Raw genomic sequence first — 17581 nt, 5'->3', positions numbered from 1 at the left:
GGCACTTGGGAAGGCGCGCGCCCTCGCCCGCATGGCCGATGCGGGGTTCGCGTCGCCGGGATTCCGACCTCGGCTTGGTCGATCACATGGGCGCTGTCTGTATAGGCATTGAAGCGATGAACGGCGCTTTCATCCTGCGCATGCGCAAGGCGCGGAAGGCGAGGTCCTGGCGGCCAGGCTGGATCGATACCGTCGACACGGTGTTATCGAAGCCGGACCAGAAGCCGACCGGGCAGGCCGCAGGCCATCTCTGGCACACTGGTGTGAGACGGCGTGTCCGACAGGCATAGAGCCGGATCCCGCCGGTGTCCTGCGGGCGGCGCGTGGCCGCCGAGGCAGCCAACGCGGTCAGGCCGAACGCAGCCAGCGCAGTCCGGCCTCGGTCGAGGTCAGCGGCGTATATTCCGCCCCGACCCAGCCTTGATAGCCCGATGCCGCGACCGCGCGGAGAAAGGCGGCGTAGTCGATGTCGCCCTGGCGCGGCTCGTGTCGGCCGGGACAGCCGGCGATCTGGATGTGGCGCACCAGCGGGGCATGGCGCGCCCAGACCTCCAGCGCATCGCCATGGATCATCTGCGCCTGATAGGCGTCGAATTGCAGCCCCAGGTTCGGTGCGCCGACCGTCGCGATGATCTCGGCCGCCTGGTCGAAGCTGGCGAGGAAATAGCCCGGCATGTCGGCCTTGTTCATCGGCTCGATGGTCAGGCTGGCCTGGGGCGCGCGGGCGCAGGCCCATTTCAGGTTCTCGATCAGGGTGCGGCGCGCCTGATCGCCCTGGGCCTTGCCGGCCATGACATGCAGATGCCGGGCCCGCAGCGCCTGGGCATAGCGCAGGGCGCGGTCGAAATCGCTGCGAAAGCGCGCCTCGTTGCCCGGCTCGGCGGCAAAGCCGCGCGGACCGCCGGCCCAGTTCGGCGGCGGCGTGTTCATCAGCACGAATTCGACCCCGGCGCCATGCGCGGCCTGGCTCAGTTCCTTGACCGCCAGGTCATAGGGGAAGAGGATTTCGACCCCGTCGAAACCCGCCTTGCGCGCGGCGGCGAAACGTTGCTGCATCGGCAGTTCGGTGAAGAGATAGGTCAGGTTGGCTGCGAATTGCGCCATGGTCAGGGCTCCAGCGGAAAGACCGTCCCCCCCGATTGCACTTCCATACGCCCGCTTTTCCCGGGCATAGCCGCATCGGCCAGTCGGTAGAATGTCTTGCGGTCGATCAGCGCCCACAACCCGCGGCGGACATGCACATAGGGCCGGGGTTTCTCGGCCGAGCCGCGCAGTTCGATCGCATGTTCGGGACCGGCCGTCACCCGGTCCCCGACATTGGTGGTGAAGCCGATGGTTTCCCCGATATCGGCATCGACGGCGACGAAGGGGGCGTCGACCACGCGGATGCCGACCTTTTCGACCGGGGTGACCAGGAAATAATCGTTACCCTCTCGCTTCAGGATCGAGGCGAAGAGGCGCACCATCTCGGGCCGGCCGATGGGGGTTCCGTTGTAGAACCAACTGCCGTCGGCGCGGATTTCCATGTCCAGGTTGCCGCAGAACGGCGGATTCCACTTGTCGACGGGCGGGGGGCCCTTCTTTGCCGCATGGCTGGCCGCGGCGGCGATTCCGGCCGCATCGCTCACAGCATTGTCAGTCTTTTCCACCATTCCCTGTGGACCCCGTCACGCCTGCCTTTATGCTGTCCTAAAGCAGAAACGGGGCGTTGTCATGGCCGAGGATGAAAAACTGGTTTCCGAAATCCTGACGCTGACCGAAAGGCTGGGCCGGGCGCGGGCCAGCGTTGAGCGCCGTTTCGTGGGCCAGCACGCCGTGGTCGAACAGGTGCTGGCCGCGATCCTGTCGGGCGGGCATGCGCTGCTGGTGGGCCAGCCGGGGCTGGGCAAGACCATGCTGGTCGATACGCTGGCCACCGTGCTGGGCCTCGATACCGCGCGCATCCAGTTCACGCCCGACCTGATGCCGGCCGACATCCTGGGCTCGGAAGTGCTGGACATCCTGCCCGATGGCAGCCGCGCCTTTCGCTTCATCGAGGGGCCGGTCTTCACCCGCCTGCTGATGGCGGACGAGATCAACCGCGCCAGCCCGCGTACGCAATCCGCGCTGCTGCAGGCCATGCAGGAGGGCGAGGTCACCATCGGCGGCGAGCATCGCCCGCTGGGCCGGCCCTTCCACGTCCTCGCCACCCAGAACCCGATCGAGCAGGAGGGCACCTATCCGCTGCCCGAGGCGCAGCTCGACCGCTTCCTGTTGCAGATCGACGTGGATTACCCCGACCGCGACACCGAACGCGCCATCCTGCTGGCCACCACCGGAACCGAGCAGGGGCAATCGCATGCCGTCTTCGACGCCGAAGGGCTGATCGCGGCCCAGGCGCTGATCCGGCGAATGCCGGTGGGCGAATCGGTGCTGAACGCCATCCTGGACCTGGTGCGCGCGGCCCGTCCCGGCGCGCCCGAGGCGCCGGGCTGGATGGCCGAAACGCTGGTCTGGGGCCCGGGGCCGCGCGCGGCGCAGGCGCTGACGCTGGTGACGCGGGCGCGGGCGGCGCTGAACGGCCGCTTTGCGCCGACGCTGGACGATGTCGAGGCCATGGCCGCGCCGGTCCTGCGCCATCGCATGGCGCTGAGCTTTGCCGCCCGCGCGCGCGGCGAGACGGTCGAGGGCGTGATCGCCCGGCTGCTGGGCGACCGGATGCGGGCGGTGGCGTGAACGCGACCCCCGACCAGCTTCGCACCCGGCTGCAGGCTGGCGCCGAGGCGGCCTCGGCCGGCCTGCCGGCGCTGATGCTCTCGGCCGAGCGGCTGGCGGCGGCGCTGGTTCCCGGCGCCCACGGCCAGCGCCGCGCCGGCACGGGCGAGGATTTCTGGCAATACCGCCCCGCCACCGCCGGCGACACCGCGCGCAGCATCGATTGGCGCCGCTCGGCGCGCTCGGACGGGCAGTTCGTCCGCGACCGCGAGGCGCAGGTGGCGCAATCGGCCTCGCTTTGGGTTTCCGCGGCCGCGGGCATGGATTACGCGGGCGCGCCGTCGCGGCCCGGCAAGCGTGCCCGCGCCGACCTGCTGGCGCTGGCGCTGGCCATGGCGCTGCTCTCGGGGGGCGAGCGCGTGGCGCTGGCGGGCCAGCCGCCGCGCCCCGGCCGGCTGCAATCCGAACGCATCGCCGAGGCGCTGATCGCCCGCCCGGCACTGGAGGGCGACGAGGATGCGCCGCCGGCCGAGGCGCTGCGGCCGGGGCAGCGCGTAGTGCTGTTCGACGATTTCCTGGGCGATCCGCAGCCGGTGCTGGATTACCTCGGCCGCGCCGCAGCGCTGGGCGTGCAGGGCGCGCTGATGCAGGTCCTGGACCCGGACGAGGAGGGGTTTCCCTGGCAGGGGGCGGTGCTGTTCCGCTCGGGCTCGGGGCGGCTTTCGCACGACACCCGCGACGCCGGTGGGCTGCGCGCGGCCTATCTGGCCCGGCTGGCCGAGCGGCGCGAGACGCTTTCCCGCGCGGCGCTGACGGCGGGCTGGCATTTCGGCACGCATGACACCGCGGCACCGCCGTCGCAGGCGCTGCTCTGGCTGTGGTCGGTGCTGGAGGGCTGATGCTGGTCCTGGGCCCTCTCGGCTTTCTGGCGCCCTGGGTGCTGTCGGCGTTGGCCGCGTTGCCGGTGCTGTGGCTGATCCTGCGCGCCATGCCGCCCTCGCCGCGGCTGGTGCGCTTTCCGGGCACCCGGCTGCTGTTGGGGCTGAAGGATCCGCATCCGGTGGCGCGGCATACGCCCTGGTGGCTGCTGTTGTTGCGGGTGCTGGCCATCGCGGCGCTGATCCTGGGCTTTGCCGGCCCGGTGTGGAAGCCGGCGCCGGACCAGGGCGGGCAGGGGCCGCTGCTGATCGTCATGGATGCCGGCTGGGCCGCCGCCCCGGATTGGGCGCAGCGCCAGGACCGTGCGCTGCGGGCGCTGGAGGCGGCGGGCTCGGCCGGCCAGCCGGCGGCGCTGCTGATCGCCGACGGCCGCGCGCAGGGCGCGCTGCCGTTCCAGCCGGCGCCGGAGCTGGCCGCGCAATTGCGCGCCCTGCGTCCCGCCGCCTGGGAAACCCGCTATCCCGCCGATCCGCGGGCCGCGCTGGCCGATGCGCCGGCGGGGCTTTCGACCCTGTGGCTCAGCGACGGGCTGGACCACGACGGCCGCGCGGGCTGGCTTGCCGCGCTGTCCGGGCGCGGCGCGGTCACGGTGGTGCCGCCGCAAGGGCCGCGCATGTCGCTGCAAACCGTCGCGGGCGACCGGCCGTCCCTGCTGCTGCGCATCACCGGGGGCACGGCACCGGCGGTGCTGGCCATCGGGCTGGACCCGCAGGGCACGCCGCGCGAACTGGCGCGGCTGACACCGGCAGAGGCCCGGCAGCAGGCCGGGGTCGCGACCTATCCGGTGCCGATCGACCTGCCCTCGGAACTGCGCAACCGCATCACCCGCTACGAGATCGAGGGTCAGGCTTCTGCCGGTGCCGTGGTGCTGGCCGACGACGGCCTGCGCCGGCGCAAGGTGGCCCTGGTCGGCGACGACCGCGCCAGCGAGGGCCAGCGCCTGCTTTCGCCCCTGCATTACCTGCGCCGGGCGCTGGCGCCGACCACCGACCTGATCGAGGGCGGACTTGGCGATGTGCTGCAGGCCGCGCCCGACGTGATCGTCCTTGCCGACCAGATCGGCCTGCCCGAGGCGCCGGCGCTGCGCGACTGGGTCGAAAAGGGCGGGCTGCTGATCCGCTTTTCCGGCCCGCGCATGGCGGCGTCCGATCATCTGTCCGAAGAGCCGCTGCTGCCCGTGCGCCTGCGCGCCGGCGGTCGCGACATCGGCGGCGCGCTGAGCTGGGGCGACCCGCGCGGCATCGCCGATTTCGCGCCGGACGGGGTTTTCGCGGGCCTCGCCGTGCCCAAGGACGCCACCGTCCGCGCCCAGCTTCTGGCCGAGCCGGCGCCCGACCTCGCGCAGCGCAGCATCGCCCGGCTGACGGACGGCACCCCGCTGGTCACGCGCGCGAGCCTGGGGCAGGGGCAGCTGGTGCTGTTCCATACCACGGCCAATGCGGAATGGTCCTCGCTGGCGATCTCGGGCCTGTTCGTCGAGATGCTGGACCGGCTGGTGCGCAGCGCCCGCAGCAGCCTGGCCGCGCCCGAGGCCGACCGCGCCGAGCAACCCTTCTGGCTGCCGGAGCTGGTTCTGGACGGCTTCGGCCGCGGTGCCCCGCCGGCGGACCCGGTGCCGGTTTCGGCTTCCGATTTCGGGCGCGGGCCGGGGCCGGGGGCGCCGGCGGGGCTTTATCGCGGCGGCGAGCGGATGCTGGCGCTGAACGCGGGCGGCCCCCTGGCCTTGGCGGAGTGGCCGGGCGCCCGCATCGAAGCCGCCGCGCAGGCGCCGGGCGTCGACCTGCGCGGCTGGCTGGTTGCGCTGGCGGCGGCGCTTTTCGCGCTGGACGCGCTGGGCAGCGCCTGGTTGGCACGGGGCACCACCCGCAGGGGGTTGGCATGAGGTGGCTTTTGCTGATCGCCGCGCTGGTCTGGAGCACGGCCGCGCTGGCGCAGGACGACCCCGATCCGCGGCTGATGCGGGCGGCGGACGAGGTGACGCTGGCCTATGTGATCACAGGCGACGACGATGTGGACGCCACCTCGCAGGCCGGGCTGCGCGGGCTGTCGCAGGTGTTGACCCAGCGCACCACCGTCGAGCCGGGCGAGCCTGTCGGTATCGACCCCGACCGCGACGACCTGGCGCTGCTGACTTTTCTGTACTGGCCGGTGACGGACAGCCAGCCGTCGCCCTCGCCGCAGGCCTATGTGCGGCTGAACCATTTCCTGCGCTCGGGCGGGATGATCCTGTTCGACACCCGCGACGGGGATATCGCCGGGATGGGCGGGCCGGACGGCTCGGCGGCCCTGCAGCGGCTGGCGGCGCCTCTGGACATTCCGCCGCTGGCGCCGGTGCCGGGCGATCATGTGCTGACGCGGACCTTCTATCTGCTCAAGGATTTCCCCGGTCGCTATCAGGGCCGCGAGATCTGGGCCGAGGCGCCCCCCGCCGGGGCCGAGGCGGCGGCGGGCGTGCCCTTCCGCAATCTCAACGACGGCGTGTCGCCGGTGCTGATCGGCGGCAATGCCTGGGCCGAGGCCTGGGCGCTGGACGACAACGGGCTGCCCATGTTCAGCGTCGGCTCGGGCTTCGACGGCGAGCGCCAGCGCGAGATGGCGAACCGTTTCGGCGTCAATCTGGTGATGTATGTGCTGACCGGGAATTACAAGTCGGATCAGGTGCATGTGCCCGCATTGCTCGAAAGGCTGCGCGATGAGGAGGTCTCGCAATGAGCGGGCTGGCCTTCGATCCGCTGCTGCCTTGGCCGCTGGTCGGCGCCCTGGCGGTGCTGGCGGCCCTGGTCGCGCTGTGGTCGCTGTGGCGGGGATTGCGCGGCTGGCTGTGGCGCGGGCTCGCCGGGCTGGCGGCGGCGGCGGCGCTGGCCGGGCCGGCACTGGAAACGGGCATCCGCAACAAGCTTTCGGATATCGTGATCCTGCTCGACGACCGCAGCGCCAGCCAAGCGCTGCCGGGGCGCGGCGCCCAGACCGATGCGGCGGTGCAGGACCTGACGCGCGCGCTTTCCACCCTGCCGGATACCGAAATCCGCCGCGTGACCGTCGGCGACGACCCCGACGGCACGCTGCTGGGCACCGCCCTGACCCATGCGCTGGCGGCCGAGCCTCAGGCGCGGGTCGCCGGGGTGATCGCCGTCACCGACGGGCTGGCCCATGACGCGGCGATGATTCCCGCCACCGCGCCGGCGCCGGTGCATGTCCTGCTGACCGGCCGGGCCGCCGACTGGGACCGCCGGCTGGTGATCGAAGAGGCCCCGGCCTATGGGCTGATCGGCAAGCCCGTCACCATCCGCCTGCGGGTCGAGGACCAGGGCGCCGTCCCGCCCGAGGTGGCGCAGACCCCCGCGCGCCTGCACATCCTGCTGGACGGAAAGGAAACGCGGGTGCTGGACCTGCCGCCCGGGGTGACGCTGGACCTGCCGGTGGTGCCGGAACATGCCGGGCAGAACGTGGTCTCGATCGGTTTCGACGCACCCGAAGGCGTCCCGCCGGAACTGACCGACCGCAACAATGCCGCTGCGGTGCAGATCCAGGGCGTGCGCGACCGGCTGCGGGTGCTGCTGGTCTCGGGCGCGCCGCACGCGGGCGAAAGAACCTGGCGCAACCTGTTGAAATCCGATGCGAACGTGGACCTGATTCACTTCACCATCCTGCGGCCGCCGGACAAGATGGACGCGGTGCCGGTGGACGAGATGTCGCTGATCGCCTTTCCGACCCAGGAACTGTTCATGGAGCGGATCAAGGATTTCGACCTGATCATCTTCGACCGCGACCGGGTGCGGGGCATCCTGATGCCGCTCTATTACGAAAACATCCGCCGCTACGTCGAAGAGGGCGGCGCGGTGCTGGTCTCGGCCGGCCCGGAAATGTCCACGGTGGAAAGCCTGAACCTGTCGCCCATGGGGCCGATCATCCCGGCGCGTCCGACCGGCCGGGTCTATGACGAGCCCTTCCTGCCGCGCCTGACCGAGGAAGGCCGGCGCCATCCGGTGACCGCCGGCCTGACCGGGGCGCCGGCCGATGACGCGCAGGCGGATGGTTCGGGCAGCCATTGGGGCCGCTGGCTGCGCATGTCGCAAGTGATCCCCGATCCGCGCGCGCAGGTGGTGATGACCGGCGCGCAGGACGAGCCGCTGCTGATCCTGAACCGGGTCGGCAAGGGGCGGGTGGCGCTTTTGACCTCGGATCAGGTCTGGCTCTGGGGCCGGGGCTTCGAGGGCGGCGGCCCGCAGCTGGAACTGCTGCGCCGCATCGCGCATTGGTCGATGCAGGAGCCGGAGCTGGAGGAAGAGGCGCTGCTGGCCGATGTGACCGGCGGTCTGGACGTGACCGTCACCCGCCGCAGCATGGACGCCACCGCCGGCCCGGTCAGGATCACGCATCCTGACGGCCGCACCGAGGAACTGCCGCTGTCCGAGGCCGGGCCGGGCCGCTTCACCGCGCGCTGGACGGCGCCGGGGCCGGGGCTGTATCGGCTGGCGGATGGCGACATCAGCCGCGTGCTGGCGCTTGGCCCCGCCGCGCCGCGCGAGTTCGAGGAAACCGTGGCCTCGGGCGCGGCGCTGGGTCCCATGGCCGAGGCGACGCGGGGCGCGGTGCTGCCGCTGTCGGAAGGCATCCCGTCTCTGCGCACGGTGCGCGAAGGCCGGCCCGCGCATGGCCAGGGCGTGACCGGCCCCTGGATCGGAATCACCCCCCGCGACGCCGCCTCGGTCAGCGGCATGACGCACCGGCCGCTGCTGCCGGGCTGGGCCTGGCTGGCACTGATTGCCGGGCTGGCGCTGGCCGGCTGGCTGAGAGAGGGCCGCGGCCGGCTGCGCCGCGCCTGAAACTTGCCAATTCGCCGCCCCGTTGCTAGGCAAATGAAAACATTCCAAGAGGACCGCATGGCTTCCGACGAGACTGCCTATATCCCGCCGACCGAAGTCGATCTGGCGATGATCAAGCGCATCCTGCCGCATCGCTATCCCTTTCTGCTGGTGGATCGGGTCCGCGACATCGTGCCGATGAAAAGCTGCGTCGGCGTCAAGAACGTGACCTCGAACGAGCCGCATTTCGAGGGGCATTTCCCGCAGGAGCCGGTGATGCCGGGCGTGCTGATCATCGAGGCCATGGCCCAGGCGGCGGCGGTGCTGGTCGGCGTGTCCCTGGACCTGGCCGGCAAGGGCATGGGCACCTATTTCATGTCCATCGACAAATGCCGCTTTCGCCAGAAGGTGGTGCCGGGCGATGTGCTGGAATTGCACATGACCACCCTGCGCGGCGGCGGCAAGATCTGGAAGTTCGAGGGCCGCGCCATGGTCAACGGCCAGCTTGCGGCCGAGGCCGAGGTCATGGCCATGCTGAACCGTGGCGACAATGGCTGACGCCCGGGTCCATCCCTCGGCCGTCGTCGATCCCGGCGCCGTGATCGGCGAGGGCTGCGAGATCGGCCCGTTCTGCGTCGTCGGCCCCGAGGTAACGCTGGGTCGCGGCGTGGTGCTGAAATCCCATGTCGTGATCGCCGGCGACACCTCGCTCGGCGACGAGACCGTGGTGTTCCCCTTCGCCTCGGTGGGCGAGGTGCCGCAGGACCTGAAATTCCGCGGCGAAAAGGTGCGGCTGCAGATCGGCGCCCGCAACCGCATCCGCGAATACGTGACCATGAACCCCGGCACCGAGGGCGGCGGCGGCGTCACCCGCGTCGGCGACGACGGGCTGTTCATGGCCGGCAGCCACGTCGCCCATGACTGCCAGATCGGCGACCGCGTGATCCTGGTCAACAATGCCTCGGTCGCGGGGCATTGCGTGCTGGAGGACGACGTGATCGTCGGCGGCCTGTCGGGCGTCCACCAATGGGTGCGGATCGGCCGCGGTGCCATGATCGGCGCGGTGACCATGGTGACGGCGGATGTGATTCCCTTCGGCCTGGTGCAGGGGCCGCGCGGCCATCTGGACGGGCTGAACCTGGTCGGGCTGAAGCGCCGCGGCGCCTCGCGCGAGGAAATCCACGCCCTGCGCGACATGCTGGGCAAGCTGGGCCACGGCAGTTTCCGAGACACCGCCCGCCACATGGCGGACGAGGCGCATGGGCCGATGGTGCGCGAGGTGCTGGACTTCATCCTGGGCCCCTCGGACCGCAGCTTCCTGGCGCCGCATCCGTGAGATCGCATCCATGACCCGCATCGCGCTCATCGCCGGCGAGGGCCGCCTTGCCCCCGCCATCGCCGCCGCGCTGGACCAGCCGCTGGTCTATGCGCTGGACAATCTCAGGCCCCAGGTCGAGGCCCGGCCCTTTCGCCTGGAACGGCTGGTGCCCTTTCTCGACGAGCTGGCGGAGCAGGGCGTGACCCAGGCGGTCTTCGCCGGCGCCATCCGCCGCCCGAAGATCGAGCCCGAACTGTTCGACGCCCGCACGCTGACCATCGTGCCGCGCATCCTGATGGGCATGCAGTCTGGCGACGACGCCGCCTTGCGCGCGGTGCTCGACGTCTTCGAGGAAGCCGGCATAACAATCTGTTCTGTTGATCAGATCCTGCCGGAGCTGGTGCCGGCGGCCGGTGTGCTGGCGGGTGAACCCAGCCCGCGCGATCAGAAGGATGCCGCCCGCGCGGCCGAGATCGTCGCCGGCCTCGGCGGGCTCGACATCGGCCAGGGCGCGGTCGTGGCGCAGGGGCTCTGCCTTGCGGTCGAAGCGCTGCCCGGGACCCAGGCGATGCTGGAATTCGCGCGTCTGCATGCCGGGCTGAAGCCCGATCCGAAAGGGGCGGGGGGCGTGCTCTACAAGGCGCCGAAGCCCGGCCAGGACAGGCGCATCGATCTGCCGACCATCGGCCCCGACACCGTCTCGCAGGCGGCCGAGGCCGGGCTGGCCGGGATCGCCTGGGAGGCGGGCAGCGTTATCCTGCTGGAACGTGCCGAAGCGGTGCGCCGCGCCCAGGCGGCGGGGATGTTTCTGTGGGCGCGGGGGTGAATGGGTATTTTGGAAAACGGAAAGAGCCTTGCTTCGCCGTTTTTCACAGATCCCGATGACGGTGCCGCGGAAGCGGCGGTTGGGTATTGGGGCGACGAAGAAGACCGCGTGGTTTCTTTGCTCTTCAAATACCCGTCCTGGAACATGGCAAGCGGAGCGGCGCGATGAAGTTCTTCCTGATCGCCGGCGAGCCCTCGGGCGACAATCTGGGCGGCGCCTTGATGGCCGGGCTGAAAACGCTCGATCCGGGTGCCGAATTCCTGGGCGTGGGCGGGCCGGCCATGGCGGCTCGGGGGCTGGACAGCCGCTTTCCCATGGAAGAGCTGAGCCTGATGGGCATCTGGGAGGTGCTGCCGAAATACCGCGCGCTGAAGGCGCGCATCGCCGAGACCGCCCGCGCCGTGGCCGAGGCCAAGCCGGATGCGCTGATCACCATCGACAGCCCGGATTTCTGCCTGCGTGTGGCGCGGGCGGCGCGGGCGCTGGATCCGGACCTGCGCACCGTCCATTACGTCGCTCCCTCGGTCTGGGCCTGGCGTCCCGGGCGGGCGAGGAAGATGGCCGAGGTGATCGATCATGTGCTGGCGATCCTGCCCTTCGAGCCGCCCCTGATGCAGGCGGCCGGCATGAGCTGCGATTTCGTCGGCCACCCCATCGTCGCCGAGCCGGTGGCGGGTGCGGCCGAGGCCGCCGCCTTTCGGGTGACGAACGACATTGCGGCCGATGCGCCGCTGGTGCTGTGCCTGCCGGGGTCGCGGCGGACCGAGGTGGGGCGGCTGGGTCCGCGCTTCGACGAGGCGCTGATGCGGCTGCGCGACCGCGTGCCCGAGATCCGGGTGGTGATTCCCACGGTCCGCGGCGTCTCGGGCCTGGTGCGCGAGATGGCGCGCCGTTGGCCGACGGCGCCGGTGGTGGTCGAAAGCCCCGAGGAAAGGCGCGCGGCCTTTGCCGCCGCGGATCTGGCGCTGGCGGCCTCGGGGACGGTCAGCCTGGATCTGGCGGCGAACGGCGTGCCGATGGTGGTCGGCTATGACGTGGCGCCGCTGAGCCGCCTGATCATCGGCCTGCTGCTGCGGACCGATACGGTGACGCTGGTGAACCTGGTCAGCGAGACCCGCGCGGTGCCCGAGTTCCTGGGCCGCGCCTGCCAGCCGGGGCCGATGTCGCAGGCGCTCTATCGGCTGATCGAGATGCCCGAGGAGCGGGCCGAGCAGGTCGCGGCGATGGAGCTGACCATGCAGCGGCTGGGGCGCGGCGGCGAGGCTCCGGGCCTGCGCGCCGCGCGGTCCGTGCTGAGCGCGATCAGTTCTGCGCCGCGACCACGATGACCTCGACCTTGTAGTCGGGGGTCGCCAGCTTGGATTCGCCGGTGGCGCGGGCGGGTGTGTGCCCGGCCGGCACCCAGGCGTCCCAGACGGCATTCATCTCGGCGAAATCGGCCATGTCGGCGATCCAGACCTGGGCCGTCAGGATGCGGGTCTTGTCCGAGCCGCATTCGGCCAGCAGCCGGTCGACTTGGGCCAGCACCTCGCGGGTCTGTTCGGTCACCGATTCGCCGGGCTTGCCGACCTGGCCGGCCAGGTAGACGATGCCGTTGTGGACGACCGCCTGGCTCATGCGGGGGCCGGTCTCGACGCGTTTGATCTCGGACATGTTCGATCCTTTTGGGTTGGCGGCGCCGCAGCAGGCGCCGGAAGAACAGCGCCGTCATGCCAAAGCCCGCGGCCACGATCAATGCCCGCCGCGCCGGGTCGCGCCGGGCGACGGTATGAAACCGGCCAAGCGTTGAAGCCGTCCCAGGCGGGCGGCCATAATGTTATGCAGTAAAAGGGGTGATGACGGTGGCGCGATGCGCTGCGGGTTCCGGATGCCGCCGGAAACCAGGTTCTTCGGGGGGTGGGCGATCGCCCAGTTGCGCTCCCAGGGACTGGTCAGGGAAACGCCCGGAGGTGGGCTCCGGGCGCTTGCGGATCTTCGGATCAGAAGATGCCGGTCACATACAGCAGAATGATCACGATGATCGGGACCCCCAGAAGCCAGGCGATGATGCCCTTCATGCTTTCTCCTCCATTTGTGCAGGCCGCGCAGGCGGTTGCAATCGGAACGCCGCCGCGCGGGCAAGGTTCCGCCGCGCAGTATTCCGCCGGCACGCCGGCCGCCGGAAAGGAGGTTCGAGCGGACGCCCGAGAGGTCCTGCGGCAGGCCGTGCCTGGCATTTGGGAGGGGAAATGCCAGGCTCGGCCTGCCGGCGCCGACCGCGGAAAACCTGCCGTCGGCGGTGGGGTTAGCCCTGGCTCAGCCAGGCACCGAAACGCTCGGCCAGTTCCGATTCGTGATCGATCCAGAACTCGTAGGACGAGCCCAGTGCGTTGGTCATATTGGCGGGGTTGGTCGGCATATGCGGGGCCATTTCGGTCTTGCCGTCCTGGTAGAGGCCGACGAGCCCGGCCGAGGACTTGCGCGCGGGGCCGTAGCTGATCCATTTCGCCTGGTCCGCAAGCCGCTGGGTGTCGGTGGCGAACTTGATGAACTCCAGCGCCTGTTCCTGCTTCTTCGCTCCCTTCGGGATCACGAACAGGTTGTATTCATAGACCTGCCCGTCCCAGACGATGTTGAAGGGCTTGCCCTCGGCGACGGCGGCGCCGAAGATCCGGCCGTTATAGGCCATGGTCATCGCCACCTCGCCGTCGGCCAGCAGCTGCGGCGCCTGCGCCCCGGATTCCCACCAGACGATGTCCTTCTTGATGCTGTCCAGCTTGGCAAAGGCGCGGTCGACCCCTTCGGGCGTGCCCAGCACCGCATAGACCTGGTCCGCCGGCACGCCGTCGCCCATCAGCGCCATCTCCAGCACGGCCTTGGGCACCTTCTTGATGCCGCGCTTGCCGGGGAATTTTCCGGTGTCGAAGAAATCGGCGATGGTCTGCGGCTTGGCGTCGGCGAACTTGCTGCGGTCATAGGCCACGATGGTCGAGAACACGATCGAGCCGACGGCGCAGTCGGACAGGCCCTGGGGCAGGAAGTCCTCGGTGGCCGGGGTGCCGTCGGGGGCGGGCGGCAGGGCCGACGGGTCGATCGGTTCGAGCAGTCCCTCGTCGCACAGGCGGACCGCATCGGCATATTCGACATCGGCGACGTTGATCGAGACGTTCCCGGCCTCGACCTGCGCCTTGAGCGGGATGGCGGGGTTGTCGCTGTCCAAAGAGACGACCTTGATGCCGGTCTGGGCCGTAAAGGGCTTGTGATAGGCCTCGACCTGGCTTTGGCCATAGGTGCCGCCCCAGGACATGACGGTGATTTCGGCGGCCGATGCGGTGGTGGCGAGCAGCGTCACGGCCGTGGTCAGGATGATGGTCTTGTTCATTTCGGGCTCTCCTGTTGGGGGTGCTGTCTTTCGGACCGCGTTGGCCGCAGCTTTGGCCCGTCGCGGTCTGGCCGCGGCAGGCAGGTGTTGCGGGGGTGCGCCGCCGCCGGCGGGCGGCAGCGCCCAGGGGGTCAGGCGGCCTTGGCCTTGCCCTTCACGATCAGATGCTCGGGGCCGTAGGGGAAACCGGTGATGTTGCGGTTGCCGGCCTCTTCGATCACCAGGATATCGTGTTCGCGATAGCCGCCGGCGCCCGGCAGGCCCTCGGGGATGGTGATCATCGGCTCCATGCTGACGACCATGCCGGGTTCCAGCACGGTGTCGCAATCCTCGCGCAGTTCCAGCCCGGCCTCGCGGCCGTAATAGTGGCAGAGCACGCCGAAGCTGTGGCCATAGCCGAAGCTGCGGTATTGCAGCAGGTTCTCGGCGGCATACATCTCGTTCAGCTCGGCCGCGATCTCGGAGCATTTCGCGCCCGGCACCAGCAGTTCCTTGCCGCGGTCGTGGACCTGGCAGTTGAAGTCCCACAGGCGGAGATGCTCGTCGCTGGCATGTTCGGCGAAAAGCGTGCGTTCCAGCGCGACGTAATAGCCGGCGACCATCGGGAAGCAGTTCAGGGACAGGATGTCGCCGGCCTCGATGCGGCGCGAGGTGACGGGGTTGTGCGCGCCGTCGGTGTTGATGCCGGACTGGAACCAGGTCCAGGTGTCCAGAAGCTCGGCCTCGGGCCAGGATTTCGCGATCTCGCGCACCATGGTGGCGGTCGAATGCAGCGCGACCTCGTGTTCGGGCGCACCCACGGCGGTCGCCTCGACGCAAGCCGCGCCGCCCAGGTCGGCGATGCGGGCCATCTCGGTGATATGGGCGATTTCCTCGCCGGATTTGATCATCCGAAGGCGCATGGCGGGGGCGGCGATGTCGACGAATTCCACGCCCGGGAACTCGGCCTTCAGCAGGGTCAGCAGGTCGATGTTGACGTGGTCGAACTCGATCCCGATGCGCTTGGCGCCGCCGACCACCTGGCGCAGGGCGTGGAAGTAATTGTCCTTTTGCCAGTCGGTATAGGTCAGGTTCTTGCCGCCGAAGGTCCGGCGCCAGGGCTGGCCGCCGTCGATGCCGGCGCTGATCGAGGTCGCATGGTCCTGGTCGACGAAGAACCCGTAGCGCCGCCCGAACTGGCAATACAGGAAATCGGCGTAATAGTTGATGTTATGGTAGGACGTGAACAGCGCCGCGTCGATGCCGTTGTCGGCCATGTGCTTGCGGATCGCGTCCAGCCGGCGCTGCATCTCGCCGGCCGAGAAGGTGCCCTTGGCCTTCTCGCCGTTGCCGACGAAGTCCTGAAGTCTTTCGCGCTTGGTCATCGGACCCTCCTTGCGTTAGATTTCCTTCAGGGTGCGGTTTGCGAGGCCGTGCGTCAAAGGAGGTTTTGTAATCAGATGATAAGTTTTCCTCATGTAATGGACCGATGGCGCAGCCGCCGCTGAATGCCTTGCGCGCCTTCGAAGCCGTGGCCCGGATCGGCAGTTTCCGCGCCGCCGCCGACAGCCTGTTCGTGACCCAGCCCGCCGTCAGCCATCAGATCAGGCATCTGGAGGAATGGGTGGGGGCGCCGCTGTTCGACCGCAGCGGCCGGGTTCCGGTGCTGTTGCCGCGTGGGGCATCGCTGGCCCGCGATCTGACGATGGCCTTCGATGCGATCGACGCCGCCTGCCGGCGGGCGCGCCCGGCGGTCTCGGACGGGGCGCTGGTGGTGGCGGCCATTCCGTCGGTGGCGATCTGCTGGCTGATCCCGCGGCTGCCGCGTTTCCGGGTGCAGCATCCGGAGATCCAGCTGCGCGTGGTCTATGCCCATCATGGCCATGACATCGACTTCGCCACGACCGATCTGGCCTTCACCTTCGGCGATTCCTGTCCCGCGGGCGAGGGCATCTCGTCCCGGCCCTTCCTGTCGGGGCGCAGCGTGCCGGTCGCCAGCCCTGCGCTGGTCGGTTCGGCGCCGGCGGAACCGACATCGCGCTGGCTGCTCAAGGTCGGGCTTTTGCATGACAGCGACCCGACGGGCTGGCGGACCTGGCTGAGCCGGGCCGGGCAGGCGGTGCCGGATCGGCTGCCCGGCGCGATCTTCGAGGATTTCAACCTTTTGCGTGCCGCCGCTCTGGCGGGGCAGGGCGTGGCGTTATGCTCGCTGGCGATGATCAAGCCCGACTTGGCCGAGGGTCGGCTGGTGCCGCTTTCCGACATTTTCGTGCTCGAGGACTTCGACTATTATCTGACGCAGTCCGGCATGGTCCCCATGGATGCGGCCCGGCGCCGGGCGCGGCAGGCCTTCCTGTCCTGGATCGAGGCCGAGCAGGCTGCGGATGCCGGCTGATCGCGCCGCAGGGCGATCGGGAGCGACTTTCCCGGCTGGCCGGTGAAGAAGCCGGATTTGCCCCAGTCTGCCCGTTCCGGGGGGAATGCTGTGGTCGGGGTTGTGGTCAGTTCCCGAATCCGGCGGCGCAGTACGCTCTCCGCAACGTAAAGATCCAGGGCCGCCTGCGCTACCGCAACGCCACGGTCCGTCATCAGCCTCACGGCCTCGACTTTGAACTCACGGCTGAACTTCCGTCTCGTCATACCTGCACTCCAGCTCCTTGATCACGATCTTATCTTCGTGTCCACGAAACCGGCAGCAGCTCACTCTGCCAGGGCAGCTACGATGTCATAGCGATCCGGCGGCTGCTTGATCTTGGCGATGTCCTGCAGATCTTGCAGAGTCACCTGCCGAGGTGTCGCGCGCAGCTTCGGATGCGACATCGACGCGCCCCAGCCACATGGCGTCTGCGGCGCGCTCGTTATAGCCGGTCCAGAGGTCGATTTTTGTCCCATCCTTCGGCGCGGTGCTTATCGGTTGCCAGTCGCTCATGTCCTCTCCTTGGTGATCTGGTCGCGGGGGTGGGCGGGTTCCGTCCAAAGCCGCTCGTCGGCCTCGGCTTCGGACCACAGAGTCAGCCCGGCGGCCTCAAGCGCCGCGCGGTGTTCCGGCGTGTCCTCTACCTTTGTGATCTGCCAGCTATCGCCAATACCGCCGGTCCAATGCTTGCTCTCAAGCTGCTGGCGCAGATCGTCATGGCCTTTGAAGCGCAGGCAGTATCCCTCATGGCTCCATGCGCCGCAGCTATCGCGGAAATAGTAGCGGTCGCTTTCGACAAGCTGCTGGCGATGGACGGCGCGCGGATCGACCTTGGTGATGTGCCCATTCTTCCGGTTGCGCCAGACCATTGTGCCGTTGGCGTTCACCACGTCCAGCACCTGCTTGTGCGTCATGCCGGCATACTTGGCGATTTCGCTGATCGTCGCCGTGTCCTTGAATTTCAGGACGGCGCGGATCGCGTCGAGGACGGGCCGGCTCATGCTGTCGTTCCTTCGTGGGTGGGGCGCGAATCGTGACCGAAACAGGAACAGGCTTTGCCAATTTCCTGCCGCGACCGTACGCTTGGTCCCGCTTCGTTCTGCGCAATGCAAAAGCCGGAATGCAGGGCCGGATTGCGCAAAACGCCTAGCAATTGCTGGTTGGAGAATGGTGCTGTGAGAGAGGATTGAACTCTCGACCTCCCCCTTACCAAGGGGGTGCTCTACCACTGAGCTACCACAGC

The 17581-nt window shown here is 69.4% G+C and carries 19 protein-coding genes, 1 tRNA gene and 1 pseudogene; 11 read left to right on the top strand and 10 right to left on the bottom strand.

Going from position 1 to position 17581, the window contains the following annotated elements; all coding sequences use genetic code 11:
- Positions 1–348: 348 nt before the first annotated feature.
- Positions 349–1104, bottom strand: coding sequence for a hydroxypyruvate isomerase family protein (locus JCM7685_RS10720; protein ID WP_074966356.1), 756 nt, complete (start codon positions 1102–1104; stop codon positions 349–351).
- A 2-nt stretch (positions 1105–1106) separates the two neighbouring features.
- Positions 1107–1652, bottom strand: a complete 546-nt coding sequence (locus JCM7685_RS10715; protein ID WP_074966355.1) for a DUF1285 domain-containing protein — start codon at positions 1650–1652, stop codon at positions 1107–1109.
- A gap of 61 nt (positions 1653–1713) precedes the next feature.
- Between JCM7685_RS10715 and JCM7685_RS10710 the strand changes: the two genes are divergently transcribed.
- The 10 genes from JCM7685_RS10710 to lpxB are packed head-to-tail and all read left to right on the top strand — an operon-like array spanning position 1714 to position 11910.
- Positions 1714–2715, top strand: coding sequence for an AAA family ATPase (locus tag JCM7685_RS10710; RefSeq protein WP_074966354.1), 1002 nt, complete (start codon positions 1714–1716; stop codon positions 2713–2715).
- Positions 2712–3593: a DUF58 domain-containing protein gene (locus tag JCM7685_RS10705; RefSeq protein WP_074966353.1), complete on the top strand. Its 882-nt coding sequence runs from the start codon at positions 2712–2714 to the stop codon at positions 3591–3593. Before JCM7685_RS10710 ends, JCM7685_RS10705 begins: the two co-directional genes overlap by 4 nt.
- The gene (locus tag JCM7685_RS10700; RefSeq protein WP_331716666.1) at positions 3593–5515 is read left to right on the top strand and encodes a BatA domain-containing protein; all 1923 of its coding nucleotides are present in this window, start codon (positions 3593–3595) and stop codon (positions 5513–5515) included. The genes JCM7685_RS10705 and JCM7685_RS10700 overlap by 1 nt, the downstream gene beginning before the upstream one ends.
- Positions 5512–6345 carry a DUF4159 domain-containing protein gene (locus JCM7685_RS20640; protein ID WP_331716665.1) on the top strand — a complete coding sequence of 278 codons (834 nt, stop codon included), beginning with the start codon at positions 5512–5514 and terminating at the stop codon, positions 6343–6345. Before JCM7685_RS10700 ends, JCM7685_RS20640 begins: the two co-directional genes overlap by 4 nt.
- Entirely contained in the window at positions 6342–8459 is a 2118-nt protein-coding gene (locus JCM7685_RS10695; RefSeq protein ID WP_074966352.1) for a hypothetical protein, read from the top strand. The genes JCM7685_RS20640 and JCM7685_RS10695 overlap by 4 nt, the downstream gene beginning before the upstream one ends.
- A gap of 57 nt (positions 8460–8516) precedes the next feature.
- The gene (gene fabZ / locus JCM7685_RS10690) at positions 8517–8996 is read left to right on the top strand and encodes a 3-hydroxyacyl-ACP dehydratase FabZ (protein ID WP_074966351.1); all 480 of its coding nucleotides are present in this window, start codon (positions 8517–8519) and stop codon (positions 8994–8996) included.
- Positions 8989–9774 (top strand): acyl-ACP--UDP-N-acetylglucosamine O-acyltransferase, encoded by a 786-nt coding sequence (gene lpxA / locus JCM7685_RS10685; protein WP_074966350.1) that lies wholly within the window; start codon positions 8989–8991, stop codon positions 9772–9774. Before fabZ ends, lpxA begins: the two co-directional genes overlap by 8 nt.
- Before the next feature lie 10 nt (positions 9775–9784).
- On the top strand, positions 9785–10582 hold the full coding sequence (locus JCM7685_RS10680) for an LpxI family protein (protein ID WP_074966349.1): 798 nt from the start codon (positions 9785–9787) through the stop codon (positions 10580–10582).
- Entirely contained in the window at positions 10583–10750 is a 168-nt protein-coding gene (locus JCM7685_RS19885) for a hypothetical protein (RefSeq protein WP_170848893.1), read from the top strand.
- The gene (gene lpxB, locus JCM7685_RS10675; RefSeq protein WP_074966348.1) at positions 10747–11910 is read left to right on the top strand and encodes a lipid-A-disaccharide synthase; all 1164 of its coding nucleotides are present in this window, start codon (positions 10747–10749) and stop codon (positions 11908–11910) included. The genes JCM7685_RS19885 and lpxB overlap by 4 nt, the downstream gene beginning before the upstream one ends.
- On the opposite strand, the gene JCM7685_RS10670 is transcribed toward lpxB, so the two are convergent.
- The 4 genes from JCM7685_RS10670 to JCM7685_RS10660 all read right to left on the bottom strand — a co-directional run bounded on the left by JCM7685_RS10670 (position 11885) and on the right by JCM7685_RS10660 (position 15307).
- On the bottom strand, positions 11885–12235 hold the full coding sequence (locus tag JCM7685_RS10670; protein WP_074966347.1) for a RidA family protein: 351 nt from the start codon (positions 12233–12235) through the stop codon (positions 11885–11887). The genes lpxB and JCM7685_RS10670 overlap by 26 nt on opposite strands.
- 326 nt (positions 12236–12561) lie before the next feature.
- Positions 12562–12732: a hypothetical protein gene (locus tag JCM7685_RS19880; protein WP_170848891.1), complete on the bottom strand. Its 171-nt coding sequence runs from the start codon at positions 12730–12732 to the stop codon at positions 12562–12564.
- Between the two features lie 134 nt (positions 12733–12866).
- Positions 12867–13943: an ABC transporter substrate-binding protein gene (locus tag JCM7685_RS10665; protein WP_074966346.1), complete on the bottom strand. Its 1077-nt coding sequence runs from the start codon at positions 13941–13943 to the stop codon at positions 12867–12869.
- A 131-nt stretch (positions 13944–14074) separates the two neighbouring features.
- Complete coding sequence (locus tag JCM7685_RS10660) at positions 14075–15307, bottom strand: aminopeptidase P family protein (protein WP_074966345.1); 1233 nt, start codon at positions 15305–15307, stop codon at positions 14075–14077.
- A gap of 104 nt (positions 15308–15411) precedes the next feature.
- Between JCM7685_RS10660 and JCM7685_RS10655 the strand changes: the two genes are divergently transcribed.
- Positions 15412–16317, top strand: coding sequence for a LysR substrate-binding domain-containing protein (locus tag JCM7685_RS10655; protein ID WP_074966344.1), 906 nt, complete (start codon positions 15412–15414; stop codon positions 16315–16317).
- Positions 16318–16397: 80 nt separating this feature from the next.
- Here JCM7685_RS10655 and JCM7685_RS10650 read toward each other — a convergent pair.
- From JCM7685_RS10650 to JCM7685_RS10640, 4 genes and pseudogenes are all read right to left on the bottom strand, one after another.
- A pseudogene (locus JCM7685_RS10650) lies at positions 16398–16562 on the bottom strand (transposase); the annotation flags it as partial.
- An 85-nt stretch (positions 16563–16647) separates the two neighbouring features.
- On the bottom strand, positions 16648–16851 hold the full coding sequence (locus JCM7685_RS19585; protein ID WP_139218063.1) for a hypothetical protein: 204 nt from the start codon (positions 16849–16851) through the stop codon (positions 16648–16650).
- A complete protein-coding gene (locus tag JCM7685_RS10645; RefSeq protein WP_074966342.1) occupies positions 16848–17339 on the bottom strand; it encodes a hypothetical protein in 492 nt (163 codons plus the stop codon). The genes JCM7685_RS19585 and JCM7685_RS10645 overlap by 4 nt, the downstream gene beginning before the upstream one ends.
- Positions 17340–17506: 167 nt before the next feature.
- Positions 17507–17581 (bottom strand) — tRNA-Thr (locus JCM7685_RS10640).

It is taken from the genome of Paracoccus aminovorans (genome assembly GCF_900005615.1).
Classification (GTDB): domain Bacteria; phylum Pseudomonadota; class Alphaproteobacteria; order Rhodobacterales; family Rhodobacteraceae; genus Paracoccus; species Paracoccus aminovorans.
The sequence above is the reverse complement of the archived record's forward strand: the minus strand, read 5'-3'. Positions and strand labels throughout refer to the sequence as shown.